The 19,538-nt window shown below is 70.8% G+C and carries 11 protein-coding genes; 7 read left to right on the top strand and 4 right to left on the bottom strand.

All coding sequences use genetic code 11. The features are described from left to right. Positions 1-34: 34 nt before the first annotated feature. Together AAF430_02570 and AAF430_02565 are read left to right on the top strand one after the other, a co-directional pair. On the top strand, positions 35-1,924 hold the full coding sequence (locus AAF430_02570; GenBank protein MEM7409102.1) for a serine hydrolase domain-containing protein: 1,890 nt from the start codon (positions 35-37) through the stop codon (positions 1,922-1,924). Between the two features lie 205 nt (positions 1,925-2,129). Further along, positions 2,130-3,161 carry a YafY family protein gene (locus tag AAF430_02565; GenBank protein MEM7409101.1) on the top strand — a complete coding sequence of 344 codons (1,032 nt, stop codon included), beginning with the start codon at positions 2,130-2,132 and terminating at the stop codon, positions 3,159-3,161. A 17-nt stretch (positions 3,162-3,178) separates the two neighbouring features. On the opposite strand, the gene AAF430_02560 is transcribed toward AAF430_02565, so the two are convergent. Beyond that, the gene (locus AAF430_02560) at positions 3,179-3,895 is read right to left on the bottom strand and encodes a CBS domain-containing protein (protein MEM7409100.1); all 717 of its coding nucleotides are present in this window, start codon (positions 3,893-3,895) and stop codon (positions 3,179-3,181) included. 242 nt (positions 3,896-4,137) lie between these two features. Between AAF430_02560 and AAF430_02555 the strand changes: the two genes are divergently transcribed. Then, positions 4,138-5,589, top strand: a complete 1,452-nt coding sequence (locus tag AAF430_02555) for a hypothetical protein (protein ID MEM7409099.1) — start codon at positions 4,138-4,140, stop codon at positions 5,587-5,589. Here AAF430_02555 and AAF430_02550 read toward each other — a convergent pair. Then, positions 5,586-8,435, bottom strand: coding sequence for a spermidine synthase (locus AAF430_02550; GenBank protein MEM7409098.1), 2,850 nt, complete (start codon positions 8,433-8,435; stop codon positions 5,586-5,588). The two genes, AAF430_02555 and AAF430_02550, sit on opposite strands and share 4 nt — an antisense overlap. 219 nt (positions 8,436-8,654) lie before the next feature. Here AAF430_02550 and AAF430_02545 point away from each other — a divergent pair, with 219 nt between their 5' ends. After that, positions 8,655-9,965: an alpha/beta fold hydrolase gene (locus tag AAF430_02545; GenBank protein ID MEM7409097.1), complete on the top strand. Its 1,311-nt coding sequence runs from the start codon at positions 8,655-8,657 to the stop codon at positions 9,963-9,965. Positions 9,966-9,989: 24 nt separating this feature from the next. On the opposite strand, the gene AAF430_02540 is transcribed toward AAF430_02545, so the two are convergent. Next, positions 9,990-10,499: a hypothetical protein gene (locus AAF430_02540; protein MEM7409096.1), complete on the bottom strand. Its 510-nt coding sequence runs from the start codon at positions 10,497-10,499 to the stop codon at positions 9,990-9,992. A gap of 352 nt (positions 10,500-10,851) precedes the next feature. On the opposite strand from AAF430_02540, the gene AAF430_02535 reads away from it, so the two are divergent. Genes AAF430_02535 through AAF430_02525 form a run of 3 tightly spaced genes read left to right on the top strand, consistent with a single transcriptional unit; the run spans position 10,852 to position 17,994 of the window. Further along, positions 10,852-16,191 carry a dockerin type I domain-containing protein gene (locus AAF430_02535; protein MEM7409095.1) on the top strand — a complete coding sequence of 1,780 codons (5,340 nt, stop codon included), beginning with the start codon at positions 10,852-10,854 and terminating at the stop codon, positions 16,189-16,191. Between the two features lie 14 nt (positions 16,192-16,205). Next, positions 16,206-16,790, top strand: coding sequence for a cohesin domain-containing protein (locus AAF430_02530; protein MEM7409094.1), 585 nt, complete (start codon positions 16,206-16,208; stop codon positions 16,788-16,790). A gap of 22 nt (positions 16,791-16,812) precedes the next feature. Next, entirely contained in the window at positions 16,813-17,994 is a 1,182-nt protein-coding gene (locus tag AAF430_02525) for a cupin-like domain-containing protein (GenBank protein MEM7409093.1), read from the top strand. Here the strand turns inward: AAF430_02525 and lnt are convergent. Beyond that, positions 17,991-19,526 (bottom strand): apolipoprotein N-acyltransferase, encoded by a 1,536-nt coding sequence (gene lnt, locus AAF430_02520; GenBank protein MEM7409092.1) that lies wholly within the window; start codon positions 19,524-19,526, stop codon positions 17,991-17,993. The genes AAF430_02525 and lnt overlap by 4 nt on opposite strands. Positions 19,527-19,538 lie beyond the last annotated feature (12 nt).

Raw genomic sequence — 19,538 nt, 5'->3', positions numbered from 1 at the left:
CGACGGGAGCCCGAAGCGCTTCACGAGGGTCCAGATGGAACCGTGGGACGGCCGCGCCATGAACGCGACGCGCGGGAACCGGGGGCGCGGACGCCCCCTGCGAGGGTGGGCGCGCGCCGGGCGATGGGCGTTCGTGGCCTGCCTGTTCGGCTTCCTGGCGTGCGCGTCGCCCGGACCGCCCGAGCGACCGGCGGGCCGCGAGGCGCGGGGCGACTTCGCGTACCTCGAGAAGCGCCTCGACTACGCGGGGGAGCGCGCGCTCTCCGAGCTCGAAGGCGTGTCGCTCGCCCTCTTCGATCGCGATCGCGTGCTCTTCGCCGCCGGCTACGGCGAGGCCGACGCGGCGAACGGGCGTCCCGCGACGGCGGACACGCTCTACCGCGTGGGATCGATCTCGAAGCTCTTCACCGCTATCGCGGTCCTGCAGCTCGTCGAGGCAGGCCAACTCGAGCTGGATGCGCCCCTCACGCGCTACCTGCCCGCGTTCCGCCTGGGTCCTCCCCCGCCCTTCCTGCCCGGATCCGCCGCGTGGTCGCTCGACGACATCACGCTGCGCAGCATGCTGACGCATCACTCGGGGATTCCGAGCGACATCCTGAAAGGCTTCTTCAGCGACGACCCGCCTCGCCAGGCGGACTACGTCGAACTGATCGGGACCTACCACGCCCAGGCGCCCGTGGGCTTCGTGATGGCGTACTCGAACATCGCGTACACGCTGCTCGGGCAGGTCGTCGAAGTCGTGAGCGGGGTCCCGTTCCCCGAGTACGTCCGCACCCAGATCCTCGCGCCCGCGGCGATGGACGCCTCGTCCTTCGAACCCACCCCCGAGATCCTCGATCGCGTCGCGCGTTCGTACCGGGGCGAAGATGAGGTCCCCGCGCGCCGCATCGGCCAGCTCGGTGCCGGCGGGCTCTTCAGTTCGGTTCAGGACCTCGCCCGGTTCGGACAGATGGCGCTGCGAGGGGGAGAAGGCGAGCGGGGACGCGTCCTCGAGAAGACCACCCTCGCGTCGATGTGGGTCCAGCAGAATGCCGAGGTCGCCCTCGATGGCGAAGTCGAGATCGGCCTCACCTGGTGGCGCAACCCGCCCGGCAGGAAGATCCGGAACGGGGGACTCGCAGTCGGGCACAGCGGCGCCATGGTGGCGCACCGGGCGCACCTGCTGCTGCTCCCCGAACGCAACCTCGGGGCGGTCGCGGTCACGAACACCGCCGAGGGTGGCTTCCGCGCCCACCGGCTGATGCAACTCGCGCTCCGGCTCGGCATGGAGGCGAAGTACGGCATCGCGCCGGACGCGCCCGAGCCGCCTGACGTCGCGACGCCCCGCACCGACGCTCCCTCGCTCGACGCGCTCGCGGGCCGCTGGGCGACGAGCGCGGCCGCACTCGCGCTGCGACGTCAGGGAGGCGCCCTGCGATCGCAGAACCTCGCCTGGGCCAGTGCCCTGGAGCTCGTGCCCGCGGCGGAAGGCACCTTCGAACCGCGGATCCGGGTCTTCGGGCTGTTCCCCTACGCGACCGACTTCCTCGCGCGCAACCGGCTGCGCTTCGAGCGGGTCGGCGACCTCGATGCCGTGTTCCTCGAAGCCAAGAACAGCCCGAGCACCCTGTTCGGTTGGCGGGCGAACCCATCGCCTGCGACGGAGGCCTGGCGCGCGCGCGTCGGTGGCTATCGGCTGACGAACGGCGAAGGGGACTTTCGGTTCTTCGAGCGCGCCGAGCTCTCGATCCAGGGCGATCGCCTGGTCGTCTCGCTGTTCGCGGTGGGCGAGCCGATGCCCCTCTCCCAGTATTTCGAGCCGCTGTCGGACACCGAGGCGGTGTCGTGGTCGCTGGGACGCAGCGGGGGAGCGCGCATCCGGGTGACGCGGGATCGACAGGGCGAGGTGATCGAGGCGCTGGGCTATCGGCTGCGACGCGAGTGAACCCCGCTTCGGGCGGACCCCCGCGGCGCGTCGGGCGGGTTTCCGGAGCGAAACTCAGCGCAGCCCGAGTGAACGCGGTCCCAGCCTCGGCGTAGCGTCGGGCCGAGCCGCGCGCCCACGCGTCCCGGTGCGCAGCGAGCCATTTCGCGGAGGAAAGCCCGCCCGACGCGCGCGCCACCTCCCCACCATGCGGTAGAGTTCCGGCGTGCGGGGGGACCAGCTCGCTCGACAGTGGCAGCTGATTCAGCGCCTCGCGAAGAGTCGTGTCGGCGCCTCCCTCGACGACCTCGCCGACGAGCTCGAAGTCGTCCGACGCACGGTCTACCGCGACCTCGATGCGCTCATGCTGGCTGGCTTCCCGGTGGTCAGCGAGAAGCGGGACGGTCGGGTCTACTACCGCTTCCTCGAGACCTTCCGGCTCGGCGACGTCCCGTTCACGCCCGACGAGATCCTCGCCCTCGCATTCGGGGAAGACCTCCTGCGCGTGCTCGAGGGGACGGTCTTCCACGACTCGATCCGCTCGGCGCTCTCGAAGATCCGCGCGGGGCTCGGCCCGGAGCTCACCGAATACCTGTCGCGGCTGGGCGAGTCGTTCCGCGTGCTGCCGGGCCCGCACAAGAGCTATGCGCACCTGCGCGAGACGATCCGCACCCTGAGCGACGCGGTGCTGTCCCAGAAGAGCGTGAAGATGCGCTACCGCACGGGCCGCACGGGCGCGGTCTCGTCACGCAAACTCGATCCCTATCGGGTCTGGTACCGCAGCGGGGGCCTCTACGTGGTCGGCCACGACCACAAATCCGATGAGCTGCGCACCTTCGCCGTCGACCGGATTCGCGCGATCCAGGCCACCGAGGATGCCTTCGCCGTCCCGGACGACTTCGACTTCGAGACGACCATGGCCAACGCCTTCGGGGTGATCGCCGAACCGGCCACGACGGTGCGCATCCTCTTCGATCGCCGCTGGGCGAGCTATGTCGAAGAGCGCACCTGGCACCCGAGCCAGGAACTCGTCTCCCGCCCCGGCGGACGCATCGAGCTGGTGATGGAGGTCGGCGGCACGGCCGACCTGCGCACCTGGATCCTCTCCTTCGGTGCCGGCGCCGAGGTGCTCGAACCCGAAGCCCTGCGCAACTCCGTCGCCGAGGAGCTCGCCGGCGCCCTGGTGCGCTATCAGGATTCGCCGAAGCGCAAGCGCGCGCCGCGTTCGCGGGGCCCGCGGTCCGGCGCCCGCGCCTAGCCCGGCGTCACTCCGCGCTAGAGCGCGTCTCGGATGCGCTTGAAGCCCTCCCGCAGATCCGACACCAGCTTCTTCGCGTCGGCCTCGAGCTCCTTCAACGGCTCGCGCGCGGAATCGGCCGCCCGCCGCGAACGCATCTCCAGGGCTTCGAGCCCCCGCTCGAGCGCCGTCCAGCGCGCACGCACCTCGGCCTTGCCCAAATGGATCTGCACCCGGAGCTCGTCGCGCAGCCGCTCGAGGTCGCGCACTTCGCCCGTGATCCAGGAAGAGAAGGCCGACTCACCGGCGCCGTCCGCGGGCGCGTCGGTGTGCTTCGGGTCGAGGTAGGCGGCGTCGAGCAGATCGCTCTGGGTCAGGATGCCGCGCAGGGTGCCGTCGGAGTCGACGATGGGGAGACCGCTGATCTGGCGCTTGCGGAAGATGCGCGCGGCCTCCTCGAGGGTGGTCGTGGGCCCCGCCGCCACGACATCCTTCGTCATCACGTCGCGCACGGCGATGCAGCGCAGGAACGCGCGGCGCCGCTCGGGCGTGAAGTCGAAGGCCTGGGTGAGCGACGCACCCAGGAGGTCGCTGCGAGAGACGATGCCCACCAGCTTCTCGTTCTCGACGACGGGCATGTGGCGGATGCGACCGAGGCTCATCACGTCGTCGGAGAGATCGAGGGTCTCCTCGGGCGCGAGGGTCACGACGTCGTGCTTCATGATCTCGCTGACGAGACGTTCGCGCGTTTCCATGGGGAATCCTCCAGTGGGTTTCCTCCTCTTCTTGTGCACGACCGATGCCAACGCGCCTGCGCGCGAGCGCGCCCCCCGTGACGTCGCCAGGGGCGCCCTGCCCCACGACCGGGGCAAGCGTCCCCGCGCGCCCCCGGGCGCAGCCCGGACTACCCTGCGGCGGCCAGTCTGACGGAAGCAGGCCGGGCGGAAGCAGCCATGGGTGCCGGACCGCGCGGCCTGTCCAGCGAAGGAGGTGCGCGATGCGAGGCCACGATTTCGGAGGAGTGTGGATCGGTTTGATCCTCGGCGGCTGCACCGTGCTGCCCGGGATGGCGCTGGCCGAGGAGTCGGCGAGCGTGCGACTCGACCGGGCGTGGCAGTCGTTCCACGCGGGACTCGCCGAAGCCCGCGACCGGCTCGAGAACCGGGAGGACTTCCCGCCCGAGCCCAGCGATCGGAACCTGGCCGAGGGCTACCGCTATCTGCTGGGACACGTGGTGCGCATGGCCGAGGCGGAACTGCGCCTCGACCCGCGCTTCCCCGAGTTCCACCGCTCGGTCGACATGCTGCGCAAGCACACCGGCGAGAACCCGGACGCGATGTATCTGAAGGCCCCGATCGACGGGACCGGGAGCTATCGCATCCGCGGCCGGGTCGCCGACACCCGGGAGTGGCGCAGCTCGGAACGCCACGCGAGCGGACCGAAGGCCCCGCGGCTCGTCACTTTCCAGACCATCACCGACATCCCGGGCAACACGGGGGAGCTCGCCGAGATGGGCCAGTGCGCGAGCCAGACCCTCGGCTTCGTCAACAGCTTCGAGATCGAGCCCGACGCCTCCGGCGAGTTCGAGATCCGCATCGGACCGAAACGCCCGAAGGGCTACGACGGACTCTTCCTCCCGTCGCGTAAGCAGCTCGCTTGCGCGGCCAACCAGACGAGCGCCGTGCGCGACGCGAAGTACGTCGCCGTGCGCGAGATCTTCTCGGATTGGGAGCACGAACGACCCCTCGAGCTCGAGATCGAACGGCTCGACTCCGTCGGGGCGAGCCGACCGCCGATCACCCCCGAACAGATGGCCGAAATCCTCGAGCGCCTCGCGGTGCATGTGCCGAACCACATCCGGTTCTGGAGTCTGCTCCAGGAGTTCCCGCTCGAGGTGCGCCGCGACGCGAACGGCGACGGCGTGCGCAACCTCCCGGTCAACGGCATGAACGAAGCTCGTCCGCCCTTCACTGCCGGCGGTGCCGCCGGCTCGAAGCAACTCTACGCGAGCGGCGTCTTCGAGCTCGCGCCCGACCAGGCGCTGGTGATCCGGGTCGAAACTCCGAAGGAGCCCCACTACATCGGGTTCCAGCTGAACAACTTCTGGATGGAAGGCCCCGATCAGCAGAACTACACGAGCAGTCGGACCGGTCAGCAGCTGCCGCCGGCGTCGGACGGTGCGCGCTACTACGTCGTGTCCCACCGCGACCCGGGCGTTCCGGGGTGGGTCGCGACCACCGGGCTCCCGAAGGGCTTCCACACCCTGCGGCTGGTCTATCGCGACGATCCGGATCCGGCGGACCTGCCGACGATCACCACCCACCTTGGGCCGGTGGATCGGGTGAGTGACCAGCTGCCCGACGACACGCCGGTGGTCACGGTGGAGGCGCGCCGCGCCGAGGTGGCCGTGCGCCAGGCCCACATCAAGCAACGCTGGCGCGCCTACTAGGGCTGGCCGGTCTCGCTCGCATCGAAGGGCGCGTCGAACCCGAAGCGCTCGCCGAACCAGCTCCAGACGCGGCGATCCGCGTCGCGCGACGGCAGCCACGCGGCGGCTTGCTGGGCGACGTCGCGGGCGGCGTCAGCCTGGCCGGCGCGAAGCAGAGCGTGCACGCGGAGATAGACGAGGGCCGGGTTTCGCGGTTGCTGACGTTGTGCGCGCGAGAGCGCGAGCGCCGCGCCCAGGTAGTCGCGCGCCGCGTAGGCCCGCGCGGTGTCGTGGAGCGCCTGGCGTCGCGGGTCTGCCCGACGCCCGCGTGCCGCACGCCGCGCGTAGGTCGCGACTTCCTGGACGGTCGTACCGAGGATCCAGTAGACCGGCACTTCCACGTCGGTCGTCGCGAGCAGGCCCTCCAGACGCTGCAGGCGCGCGGGGGTGTCGAGGGTGGGCAGACGCCCGCCGGCGCGTTCGTTGAACTGGTCCTGGACGGCGAAGTAGCCGAGGGTTCGCTCGCGTAGCGCCGCAGGCCACACCGCTTCGATGAAGGGACTCTGGGCGAAGCGCTCGCGCGCTCCGCTCGCCTCGATCCAGGCGTCGAAGAGCGGGTCGACCGGCCAGGGCGCCGCTTCGTCCGAGAGCCGCTTCGGGTGGTCGTCGGTGAGGGGCGGTGTGTCGCGCGTCCAGTCGAGGAGCTGATCCGCATCGGCAAGGAACAGGGCGCCCATTTGCTCCGGGCGCTCGATGCCGTGATGCCGCAGCTCGGGACCGACCACCGGGTCTTGCCATTGGCGCGCGAAGGCGGCTTCCGTAGCCGGCGGGAGACCATCGTGCGAACCGATGAGCATCCAGCTGAATCCATGGCCGCCCCACAGACTGCAGTCGGGGAAGGCCTCGCAGTAGGCGCGCACGATCGCCTTCGCGTCCTCGGCGCCCAAGCTGTGGACGGGGAGCCAGTAGGTGTTGATGCCTCCGGGTCGCAGGCGACTGCGCACCAGGGCGAAGTACTCCCGGGTGTAGAGGTTGACGACGCCGGCCATCTTCGGCGGCGGCGGCTCGCCGGTGATCAGGTCGAAGCGGCGGTCCGTCGTCTCGAGGAAGTAGCGACCGTCCTCGATGTGCACTTCGACGCGAGGATCCCGCAGCGGGTGTTTCGCGGGATCGGGAAAGCGCAGATCCGAGAGCTCCAGGATGTCCTCGGAAATGTCGACGACGTCGATCCGCTCGAGGGCGCGCGTATCGATCAGCGACTCGGCGGTCGAGCCGACGCCGTAGCTGATCAAGAGGGCGTCGCGCATGTCGGGGTGAAGCGCGACCGGCCACCAGGTGAACAGCTTCATGTAGCGCTGCCCACCCCAGTTGGTCCCCGACATCGAATAGTTGTTCGTGACCAGGGTGTCGGCGTAGGGCTCCCCTTCCAGGAAGTGACGCAGCCAGACCGCGGTCTCGGTGCGCCCCTCGCGCACGGCGACCACTTCGTAGGCGTCGCCCGCTGCGACGCGCGCGACCGAGCGCTGCAAGTGGTGGTCGCGGAGAACGCCGTGGGGAAAGACGAGCGCGGCGCCGAGCCAAACGACGGCGCCGACGGCGGCCAGGCGCGACAGGCGCGGCGCCTCCGTCGCACCGAACACACAGGCGAGCGCCACCCCGCCGTAGGCCAACGCCAGCACGAACAGCGCGGGCTCGATGCCGAGGCCGGGCAGCAGCACGAAACCGCCCAGAAGCGAACCGAGGCCGGCGCCGGCGGTGTTCCAGAAGGTCAGCCACCCGGCCGCGCGCGGCGCTGACGGCGACACCACCCGCAGCTTCGCGCCGAGCATCGCGAAGAGCGCTCCCGACGCGGCCGCCACCGGAAAGCTCAGCGCTGCGGTGAGCCAGAGAACCGCCAACCAACCGTGGACGATGCCCTCGGCGAAGGGCGCACTCACCAGGGGAAAGATCAGATAACCGAGGCCGACCCAGGCGCCCGCGCCCCACGCCAACAGGGACACGTGGCGGTGGGCGTCGGGACGACGCCCCAGCCAGGCGCCGGCCAGCAGCCCGCCACTGGCGATGCCCGCGAGCACCGACGCCAGCATCGCGGCGAACGCGAGGGACGTGCCTGCGACGAACAGGGTGAGGAAGCGAAACCACACGACTTCCAGCGCCAGCAGCACCAGACCCGCGCCAAAGGCGGCCAGACACAGGGGCCAGACGCGGGCCCCGGTCGCCGTTGGTTGGGACGCCGTCTCGGCAGGCACGGCGGCACCCGGCTGGCGAGCGACCCAGGCTGCGCCGACCGCGGCCAGGAGATTCGCGCTCGCCGCGACCACGGCGCTGAACCGCACCCCGAGCCAGGCGACCAGGAAGAGCTCGGCGGCCAAGGCACCGCAGACCGCGCCCCAGGTGTTCCAGCCATAGAGTCGGCCCAGCACGGCGCCGAAGTTCGCGTCGCGGGCCTCGAGGACCCCCACCAGCAAAGGCAGGGTGGCGCCCATCGCCGTGGCGGGAACCAGCAGGAGAACGAACCCGAACCCGAGGCGGCTGAGGTTCTGGGCCCAGGGCGCCGCCTCGAGTGCTCCCAAGACTGGCGCCAACGCCTTGCCCACCGTCGGCAGTCCGAGCACGAGCGCGAATCCGGTCAGGGCGATCACGCCCTCGAGGACCGCATAGGCGACCACGGGCTGGCGCAGGCGCGTGGCGAATCGCCCGGCCAGGAGGTTCCCGAGCGCGAGCCCGCACATGAAGCTCGACAGCACCAGACTCGACGCCCAGACGCTGCTCCCGAAGGCCAGCGACGCCTGGTGAAACCACAGCGTCTCGAAGAGGAGAGCAGCGGCACCCGAGAGGAAGAAAACGAGGTAGAGAATCGGGGCCATCGGGTGGTTGGCGAGGCTAGCACGCGGCCTGCAGGCTCGATCGACGAGAAGCGCCGCTCGGCCCCCAACGGCGCCCGGGCGATCCAGCCGCGTGTCGACTTCGCGCGGGCGGTGCCGAGGCCCTCCGCAGTCTGGAATGCTGGACACGAGGCGATCCGCCTGAGATCGTCACCCCGGGACGCAGCAACCCCGACGCGAGCCTTGCGAGGAGCCAACACCGTGCGAACCAACCGTGACGCGAGCGCCGCTCCTCCGCGCGCGTACCGGTGGCGACGCGGGCCGTGTGCCCTGCTGGCACTCCTCGTCCTCGTCGCGCTGACGGCAGGGGGCTGTCGCTTCGTGCGACTCGGCTCGGACCTCGAAGCCCTGTCGCGCTTCGGCGTATTGTCGGGAACCGCGACGGTGCCCGATTGGCAGGGCGACCCGATCCTCGTCGCCGTCGCCACCCGCGGCCGGGATTGGAACGCGCCACTCGTCGTGGTGGCCCACGTCACCCTCTCCGAGCCGGGCTACTTCGAATTCACCCTGCCGCCGGGCGAGTACTACCTGGGCGCCGTCGAGGATCGCGACGCTGGGCTCGACGTCGATCCCGACGAGCGCTTCGTGCTGCACGCTTCGCCCTATCGCCTCGATGCCGAGGACTGGATTCCGGGGATCGAACTCACCCTCGAGGAGCCCTCGTCGGCGAATCCCCAACACATCCAGCTCCGCGAAGGGCGCTCCTTCGTCGCCGGTGAACTCAGCTCGCTCGACCACCCGCGCTTCGCGCGCGCCGAAGCGACCATCGGGCTCTGGCGACCGCTGCACGCCCTGCAACGCCACGCGGTCGGGCTCTTCGTGCTCGAACCGATCGACCCGGCGCGCACCCCGGTCGTCTTCGTGCACGGCATGGGCGGCACCGCGCGCGACCTCGCGGGCTTGATCGAGCAGCTCGACCGGGAGCGCTTCCAACCCTGGGTCTTCCAGTACCCGAGCGCCCTCCCTCTCGATGCGATTGCCCAGGGGCTGACCCGGGCGCTCCACGAGGTCCACGGACGGGTCGGCTTCTCGCGGGTGTGTCTGGTGGCCCACTCGATGGGTGGCCTGGTGTCGCGGAAGGCGATCGATTCGCTGGTCGGGCGGGGGGTTCCCGTGCGCGGTTTCGTGAGCATCGCGTCGCCCTTCGGCGGTGTCGCGAGCGCGGCGATGGGCGTCGAGGTGGCGCCCGCGGTCGTGCCCTCGTGGCGCGATGTCGATCCCGGCAGCGCCTTCCTGGAAGGGCTCTATGCCCGTCCGCTCCCCGACGCGATTCCCTACTTCCTCTTGTTCGCGTTCCAGCCGCGGGAGAGCAGCGACGGCGTGGTCGAGATCGCCAGCCAGCTCCGCCTCGAGGCCCAGCTCGAAGCCGAACGCGTCCGGGGCTTTCCCGCGACCCACATCAGTGTCCTCGCGGACGCCCGGGTGGCGCGCCCGGTCTTCGAGCTGTTGGGGCGCTGCCACGGCGCGCCGGACGGCGAGCGCGTGGCCGAGGCCGACAGCGCACGCCGCTAGCCCTCACGAAACGCGCGGGCGGGCTCAGAACCCGACGCCGACCGCGCCACCGAATACGAACGAGTTCTCCCCGCTGGTGAAGTCGTAGTGGAGCTGGGGAGACACCGTGAAGTGTCCGACCTCGAGTTCGTAGAGCACCCCGACGCGGTAGGCGATCTCGAGGTCGTCCGAACCACCCGCCGGACCGTCCACGATCTCGATGCCGGGCCCCGTCTGGACGATGAGACCCCGCCAGAGATGCAGGTCGGCGACCGCCAGGACCGTCACCGCATCGATCTCCTCGAAGGCGTACTCGGCCACCACCCCCAGCCCGAGCAACGCATTCAGCCGGTATTCGTAGTCGACGCCCAGGGTGAGGGCCGTCTCCTCGGCGTCGTCCGAGCCCGCGACCAGCAGGGACAGGTGATGGGGATGCTCGTGCCAGAGCGGTTCGTCGGCGCGGGCCGCGCCCCCGAGACACGACGCCCCGAGCCAGGCGACGAACCCGGCAGCACAGGTCCCTAGAGCCCCGATCCGCGGGCGGTTCCGGTACACAGCACCCCCTTTCGTTTCTGGGCCCGCATTTGCGGGCCCGGATCCGGCTTCCTCGATGCGGCCGGCTCCGGCCGGGTCACGCCCCCGGTCGCGGAGCGCACCCCTGGGCCGCCCGGTGCACGTCCGCGCCGGGGCCAGCCGGCCCGGTGCGGGTAACGGGAACCGCCCGGCGACGACCCACTCCCAGACGACGGAGACACGACGGGGACGCCCTCGACTCGGGCGGAAATCCCTGGAGAATCAGGGGATTCGATTGACCCCGGGCGATCCAGGGAGCTACAACGTGGGGGCGCCACCGCGCTCCTGTTCCGACCTCGTCCGAGTCCTGTCCCCCTGCTGCGCTGGAGGTCGCATGCCCTCTCCGGATCCCTTTCGTTCGTCTCGCTTCGGCCTCGTCCTGGGCGCCATTGCCCTGGCGATCTGCGCGTCCACGGCGCGCCCGGCCGACGCGAGCTGCAACTTCGTCCCCGGGACCGAGAACACCTTCCGGGCGAGCCTGAGTAGCCTCGACCGACCCTTCGCCGCCCCCGGCGACCCGGTCACCCTGAGCCTGGACCTGACCGGCTGCGAGTCGTCGGCCGGCGCCGGCCTGATCGACCTCGGCACGAACGTGGGCCCCGACGACGACTACCAGGTCGTCTTGATCTTCACGCCGCCGAACGGGCCGGCGAATGCGCTGGTGCTCCAGGACGGGCCCGTCGCGTGCGCCGGCTTCGCGGGCAGCGCCCAGGCCAACGCCTGCCAGGCCGAGCTGCCGGTGCTCGGCGCCGGCGATCCGACCGCCACCCGCCAGGCCATCTGCCAGGCGGCAGACCTCGTGATCCCGGATTCGGGAACCCTGATCTTCCCCTTCCCGGATACCAACGCCCTGGCCGGCCCGAGCGCACCTGCGGGCTCGACCCTGGCCGGCACCGTCAAGATCGCGATCCAGCCGCGCGACCCGGCGGGCGACCTGCCGTGTGAGCTCGCGAGCAATCGCTGCGCCGACACCGTGGTGGGCAGCGACCTCGTCGCCTGCGTCGACGAGCTCTACGACGTCAACGACACCTGCGAGACCGACCCGGCGCAGATCCAGGGCACGTTCCCGTCCTTCACGGCGCTGCCCGTCTACAACAACTACGAGGCGATGTGTACGCCCGAGCCGGGCTCGCCCTGCGACGGGATCCGCCCCGACGCGCGCTTCACGATCGACACAGCGGGCAACCTGCTGGTGCCCGTGAACTGGGCCGGCGTGCTGGTGCGCCTCGACGACGGCACGCCGGTGCCGCGACTGGTGAACCTGTCGAGCGAGATCTCCGCCTTCACCGGAAGTGCGGACGCGATTCGCGTTCCCGGCCAGAGCTTCAGCTCGGCGCTCTCGCCTCAAGGCCATTTCCTGCCGCCGATCCTGTCGCCCTTCGCCGAAGAGGGCGGGGGTTCGGTCGTGCTCTACGGCTCGGTCGACGCGCCGTTCTCGATCACCCGCATCAACCGCCGCGGAGAGACGTTCGCCGCGTGTGCCGCCGGCAGCCCCTTCGCCGGCGAGCCCTGCAACCTGGACGAAGAGTGCGGTGAGGGCTTCAGCTGCGACCCGAGCGTGTGCCACCAGGCGCCGAACCTCGGCGAGCGGCCCGTCCCGCTCTCCCAGCTGCCGGCCCCGCTGGCCGACGTAGCCTGCAACGCAGACAGCGACTGCCCGAGCGGGAGCGAGTGCGGCCCGTCGCTCTTCGACTTCTCGACGCGCTTCGCGGGCGAGGGCTGCGGCCCCACCCTCGACGACACCTACGTCGCGACGGCCGGCAATCTCGTGCCCCTCGAGTCGCTGTTCATCCAGCAGAGCGACGACATCCTCGCCCTGCCGCGGGTCGAGGCCTTCGAAGCGGCCGAGGGCTCACCCACCGACGCCGACTTCAACGCCGACGGGGACGTCACCGACATCGCGATGACCATGGTCAACCGCGAGACCGGCACCGAGCAGCAGATCGGCATCCAGGCGACGGCGGTCGGTGTGGCGGCCACCCAGGTGATCCAGCCGCCCTACCGCTTCACGGCGGTGGGCGTCGAAGACGACATCCTCGCCTTCCTGCAGTCCGAGCCGACCGACTTCGGCAACGACCTCAACAGCAACAACCGGGTCGAAGACAACTTCCTGCGGGTCTACCAGCGCTCCGCCGACGACGCGACCCCGAACGCGCCGCTGAACCCGCTCACCACGGCCGACGCCGGCCCGGTGATCGACGGCCTCTCCCTCGCGATCTCGGACGGCCAGGTCTTCTACCGGGTCTCCGAAGCCGACGAAGGCGAGCGGGTCTCGACGCCGTCCAGCAGCGACGCGGACGGAAACGTTCCCGTCGAGTTCTCGAGCTTCTCGTTCACCGAGTTCAGCCGGGAGCGCGCGGCGATGAGCAGCGACGGCCGCTTCGTGGCCTACGACACCACGGCCGTCGACATCGTCACCGTGCCCGCCGACACGAACGACGAGCGCGACGTCTACCTGATCGACCGCGACCCCGACGAGGACGGGCTCTACGACGAGCCCGGCGAGATCCTGACCGAGCTGATCAGCGTCGCGACGAATGGCGACCTCGGCGACGAAGGGTCGGGTGAGCGCTTCACGCCGGGAGCGGACGTCTCCGACGACGGCCGCTTCGTGGTCTTCCCCAGCCGCGCGAGCAACTTCGGCGCGCCCGGCAGTTTCGTCACCCACGTCTATTTGCGCGATCGTCAGAACGGCACCACGACCTGGATCTCGCGGCCGCCTTGCGCCGCTGGCAGCAGCTCCGACGCCGAGTACCCGGTGATCAGCAACGACGGCTCGACGGCCGCCTGGGAGGTCTCTCCCCAGGAAGGCGAGCCGCCGGCCTCCATCTGCACCTACGACGTCGCGACCGACACCGTCGAACTCGTACTGCCCGGCTCGGAGGGCGACCCGGGCTTCTTCGGCGACGACATCTTCAACGAGCGCCCGTCGCTCTCCGAAGACGGTCGCTATCTCGCCTTCGCCACGAACCGGAACATCGACGAGAACGACGTCGACGGGGACGGCTACGGCGGCGGCACCGACGTCTACATCCTGGATCGCGAGACGGGCCAGGCCGAATGGGCCAGCCCCGGCGCCGCGACGGGCTTTTCCTCGGACCCCTCCATCTCGGCCGACGGGAAGCGCGTGGCGTTCACCACGACCGCGAACCTCCTGCCCGAGGACACGGGCGGTTCGAGCGACGTGTACGTCTACCACGCCGACGCCGAGCGGTTGCAGTTCGTGCCGGCGGCGGCCGTCGCCCTCACGAACACCTACGGCGCCTCGGTGCCGGCCGTCCTCAGCGTCGGCGAGCCGCCGCGGATCTCGCCCGACGGCCGCTACGTCGCGATGGTCTCGGAACTGGTCTTCGACCCCATCGAGGGCACGGTCCTGATCGAGCCCCAGAGCCTGCAAGTCGATCTCACCACGGGCATCACCCACTTCACCGCGATCGATCAGGACGGCGTGCTCCAGTCGGTCGAGCCCAACGAGATCGATGCTCCGGGGATCTCCACCCGGGGCCTCCACGCAGGCCTGGCCACGATCGCCCCGCTCGTCGCTTTCGACGGCAACGAGCGCATCGACACGTACATCCACGGCATTCGCACGCGGCTGCCGGGCATCGGCGGTCTGACCGGCGACCTGCTCCAGGACGGCGATCTCGACGACATCCTGCTCCACGTCTTCGACGCCCGGAGCCCGGGCGCGCCCACTCAGCTCGGCCCCGCGAGCCAGGCCAGCGTTGCGGCCGGAAACGCGGCCTTCCTCTGCGATGAGGACGCCGACCGCATCGCGCCCGTCGACGGCAACGGCGACACCGACACCGACGACGTGAACGTCTGCTTCTACACCAACCGCGGCAGCGTCCAGAACCTCGGTGAGGACGCGAGCGAGGTGAAGCTCTCCGAGACCCACCTGGCCGCCCGCGTCGACGACGGCGTTGCCGGCGGAGACGTGGTCTCGGTCTGGGACGTGACGGCCGGCGGCTGGACCCCGGTGACGGACGGTGCCGGCGCGGCGCAGACCTCGGACGAGATCTGCGGCGTGTCTGGACCGATCGTGTCCTTCACCACCCTCGAGAGCGAGCAGGGCGTGGATGCGAACGGCGACGGCGACATGGCCGACCGCTACGCCCAGGCCTACGACGCGAGCACGGGCACCCTGCTCGAGCCGGGCATCGGCGCTCAGTTCTGCGAGATCGGCCCGTTCTCGGGCGTCTGCGTCGGCGCGCCCGGCGCGGCCTGCACCGTCGACGACGACTGCGGCGCCGGCGAATTCTGCGACGCCGGCGCGTGTCGGGCGTTCGGCGAGACCTGCGCCGCTGCCGCCGACTGCCAGACCGGCGAGACCTGCCGCGAAGGCGCGCTGATCGGGATCGCCACCCGCGAGATCAGTCTCTGCGCCGAGACCCTCTTCTGCGAAGAGGCCCAGAACCTGGGCTGTGGCTGCGATCTCGACGGCGACGGCGATTGCTGCGACTTCGAAGAGGGTCTGCTGCTCTCGGGCTGCAGCGAGCGCGACTTCTGTCTCGACTCGGGCATCGTGAACACCTGCGGCTGCGACTTGAACGGCGACGGCGACTGCTGCGACGACGTCCTCTCGGCCTACGACACGGCGAACGACCGGCTCGTGAGCTGCGAGCTCGCAATCACGCCGTGCGTCGAAGAGGCCTGTGACCCGCGCGAGACCTTCCGCGTCGACGAGGCGCAGATCCGCGCCCTCACCCAGGAGTGCTCGCAGGGCGTCGAACCCACGATCGCCGACGGCAGCTGCGGATTCTTCGACGGCGTGCCGCTCCCCGGTGGCGACCTCAACGCGAACGGGGTCAGTGGCGAGCTCCTGGTGGCGCTCTGCTTCGGCCGCTCGGGCGAAGTCGAGATCGGCGGCACCGTCGAGACGGGCGACAGCCAGGGAGACCCGCTGGCCGGCAGCGGCGGCGACACCGCGTTCCTCGGCGAAGGCCTCTGCTTCCAGCAGACGGCCACGGTCTGCGGCAGCCCCGCTGGCGCCATGTCGAGCCAGGACTGCGGCGGCGACGAGATCTGCGACATCGCGCCCGGTGCCGACATGGGCGTGTGCGCGCGTCAGCTCGGCTCCTGCGTGACCGACGCCGACTGCCCGGGTTGCGGCGGCGAGACCCCGTGCATCGACGCGACGATCACCTGTCGGGACGACCGGATCCTCGTCGCGAGCGGCGACATCGACGGCGACGGCGTGAGCGACGCCTTCGACAACTGCGTCTTCGAGCCGAACGTGCAGCAGACCGACGTCGACCAGGACGACCTGGGCGACGCCTGCGACTTCTCGACCTGCGGCAACGGCGTTCTCGAGGCCAACGAGGCCTGCGACGACGGCAACCTAGACGACGGCGACAGCTGCCCGTCGGACTGCCGGGCCGCCGCCCCGCCGATGGTCTGCGATGTCGACGGCAACGAGTTCATCGACTCGATGGACATCCAGCTGATCACCCAGGCCTTCGGCCAGACGTCCACGGGCCCAGGCGATCCGCGCGACGCCAACGGCGACGGCTCGATCAACGTCTTCGACGCCCGGATCTGCACGCTCTCGTGCGACCGCCCGAACTGTCAGAACAAGTCGGGCTGCGGCCTGCTGGGCATCGAGCTGCTGCTGGTGGCCATCCCCTACTTCCGACGCCGAGCGCGCCAGGCGCGCGCCGGAGCCCTCCGATGAGACGGGAGCGAATGATGAAACGCGGAATCCTTGCAGCGCTGACCCTGGCCCTCTCCCTGACGGGCGCCTCGGCGGGCGCGGCGACGCTCGCCTTCGCCACACCGGCGACCGACCCGGCGATCAGCGATCTCTTCACGGTGGACATCGTCGCGGCCGGCCTCGGCAACGGTGTCGCCCCTTCCGTGGGCGCCTACGACTTCGACATCGCCTTCGATGCGGGTCTGATCCAGTTCATCGACGCGGTACCCGGCGGTGAGCTCGGTGACCCGAACGGCATGCCTCCGACCACGTTCTTCTCCCAGAACGCGGCGGGCGGCGTGCTGGACATCTTCGAGGTCTCGTTCCTGGCGCCCGCGGCCCTGGACGCAGCCCAGGGCGACACCGTCGTCCTCGCGACCCTCACCTTCCAGGCGATCGCGGCGGGCACCACGGCGCTCAGCTTCGATCAGGCCCTGCTCTCCGATGCCCTGGGCAACGACCTGATGCCGACGGTGATGGGCGCATCGCTCACGATCCCGGCGATTCCCGAGCCCTCGGCGGCGCTGATCTTCGGAACCGCGCTGTGGATCGCGGCGCGCTACGGGCGCCGGTCCCGCTGACCTCCAGTCGAGCGAGGCGCTCGTGAGGCCGGGGCTCGCGCGTTGCTTCGCCTGGACCCTCGCATCGGCCTCCTGGGCCTACGGGGCCGCGCGCGGCGGCTTCGGAGCCGCTGCGGTGCTGCGGCGGTCGCTGTCGAGCGTCGGCGAGGTCGACCGGCACTTCCTGCCGAGCCGGCGCACCGCTCTCGCCTTTCGCCTGCTCGTCCTGCTGCGGTTCCTGCGCGGACGCAACGATGTCCATCGCCCCTGGGCACGCGGCTACCTCGCGCGCGCGCGACGCGAGCTCCCGCGTGCACCCGCCCGCGCCACCCCCGTCCCCGAACTCGACCTCGCGGCCGCCGCGACCCTGGGCCCGAGCCTGCGCCAGCATCCCCGCCCGTGGGTGATCCGAGGCGGCGCCCCTCTCGCGCGCGATTGGAGTCTGGCGGCCCTCCGCGAAGCCTTCCCGCGGACCCCCGTCTGGGTTCGGGATCGGGATCACTTCGCGTGGGAGGCGCTGGGACGACTCGGGGCCGGCGATGCGCGCTACGTCGCAAACAGCGAGCAGCTGCTGCTGCGACATCCCGAGCTCGTCCGCCAGCTCGACGTCGATCGCTACCGGGCGTGGACCGGCGGACGCCCCTACGCGCTCCAGCTCTTCCTCGGCGCGCGCTCGGGTTCGGGCCTCAGCTTCCACTGCGCGAACAACCTGAACCTGTTCACGATGCTGCACGGGCGCAAGCGCTGGACCTTCGTCGACCCGGCCTACAGCTACGCGATGTATCCGTGGGTCACGCGCGACGCCGCCTATGTCGCCTCGATCCTCGACCATCCCGACATTCCAAGCAGCCACACCGACCTCTTCGCCAGCTGTCCGCGGGAAGAGGTCGTGCTCGAGCCCGGCGACGTGCTGGTGAGTCCGCCCTGGTGGTGGCACCGCGTCGAGAACCTCGACCCGGATACCGTGGGTGCCGCGAGTCGCTGGACTCTGTCCTGGCTGCCGGACACGAACCGCCTGTTTTCGTTCGCCCAACTCTTCTCGCCCGCCCTCTTGCGTGCCACCGTCGACACCGTGGCGGAGCTGCTCGAGAACGGCGGATCCCTCGAGGCGCGCTACGCGCGGGGAGCCGACGAGCGCGCGCCGACGGCCATCGAGCGCGTGGCCCACACCGAGGAGCAGCTGCTGCCCGGCCAGCTCGGGCGCGCTTGCTGGAGCCGGAGCTAGTCCCTCGCCCGTCGCCGCAGGGCGACGGCGGCGACGCCCACGATCGCGACGCAGAGTGCGGGAAACCAATCCCCGAAGCGGGCGTAGCCCGTCAGGTCGTCGCGCGGGACGACGGCGGCGAGCAGGGTGCCGGCTTCGCCGTGAGGGGTGGCGGCGGTGACGCGGCCGAAGGGGTCGATCACGGCAGAGGGACCTTCGGTCGAGGCGCGTACCTGCCAGCGACGCAGCTCGATCGAGCGGAAGGCGACGTGTTCGAGCATCCGCCGCGCGAAGTCCTCTTCGGCCACCCAGCTGTCGTTCGACGGGTTCGCGAGGAGCTGGGCACCGGCGCGTACGCGTTCCGCCGCGACCTCCGAGAGCAGCGCCTCGTTGCAGATGAGCACCCCGATCCGGCCGGCGCGGGTTTGGAGGGGCGCCGTGCGCGTGCCGTGGACGAACGCGCGGGCCTGACCGAAGTCGCGGCGCATCGGGTCGGGGGCGCGCCCGGGCACGTACTCAGAAAAGGGGACGAGATGCTCCTTGTCGTAGCGCCCGCGGATCGTGCCGCGCGGATCGAGCACGAACACCCGATTGCGCAGGGTGGCGCCCTCCCCCTCGACCTCCTTCGCCGGGCCCCCGGCCACGAGTTCGGCGTCGAGCACGGCCAGGGTGCGCGCGATCGTGCGGCGATAGGCGGGCTCGTCCTCGAGGAAGAAGGTGAACGAACCCTCGGGCCAGAAGATCACGGGCGGCCGGGTCTCGCGCGCGACTTCGACGCTCTGGCGTAGATGCCGTTCGAGGTTGCGGCCGTAGTACTCGCGCTTCCAGCGCACCCCGAGTTCGAGGTTCGGCTGCACGGCGGCCACGCGCACGGCGCCGGGCGGCTCGGGGTCGAAGGGGGGCACCACGCTCCAGCCGTAGGCGAGCGAGGCGACGATCGGCACCGCTACCAGCGCGAACCGCGCCCCGGCGTCGCGCGCCTGCCAGCCCCCATGTTCGGGCGCGTACGCGCCCCCGTGCTCCCGCGCCTCGAGCGCGTCCGCGATCACCGCGTTGACGAGCGCGACCAGGAAACTCGGACCGTAGAGGCCCGTCCACGCCGCGATCTGCACGAGCGGCAACGCCGCTAGCTGGGACGCGCCGAGCTGCCCCCACGGATTCCCGATGAAGAAGATCGTCTCGGTGAAGAGGCGACCGCGCAGCCACTCGACCGCGATCCAGGCGCAGGCCACGACGATCGGGTGCCATGCGCGCCCGCGCCCGGCGGCTAGGCCCCGGTCGAGTGCGACGAAGAGCATGTAGTAGGGCGACGCCATCACGGCGAAGAGACCCACGGCGAAGGCCCAGCCCACCCAGACCGGCTGCTCGAAATACTCGGAAATCGAGGGCGGGAACGGCTCGGCGATGGCGTAGCCCGACAGCACGCCCCAGAGCGCAGCCAACCCCAGGGCCGTGGGGAGCGTCACCCGGCGCACCGCCCACAAGAGCGGCACCAGGGCGACCCAGGCCAGGGCGCTCCACAGCCCGCCTCGAAACGCTCCGAGGAAGAGCACCGAAGAGAACAG

The organism is Myxococcota bacterium, assembly GCA_039030075.1.
GTDB lineage: Bacteria > Myxococcota_A > UBA9160 > UBA9160 > SMWR01 > JAHEJV01.
The sequence above is the reverse complement of the archived record's forward strand: the minus strand, read 5'-3'. Positions and strand labels throughout refer to the sequence as shown.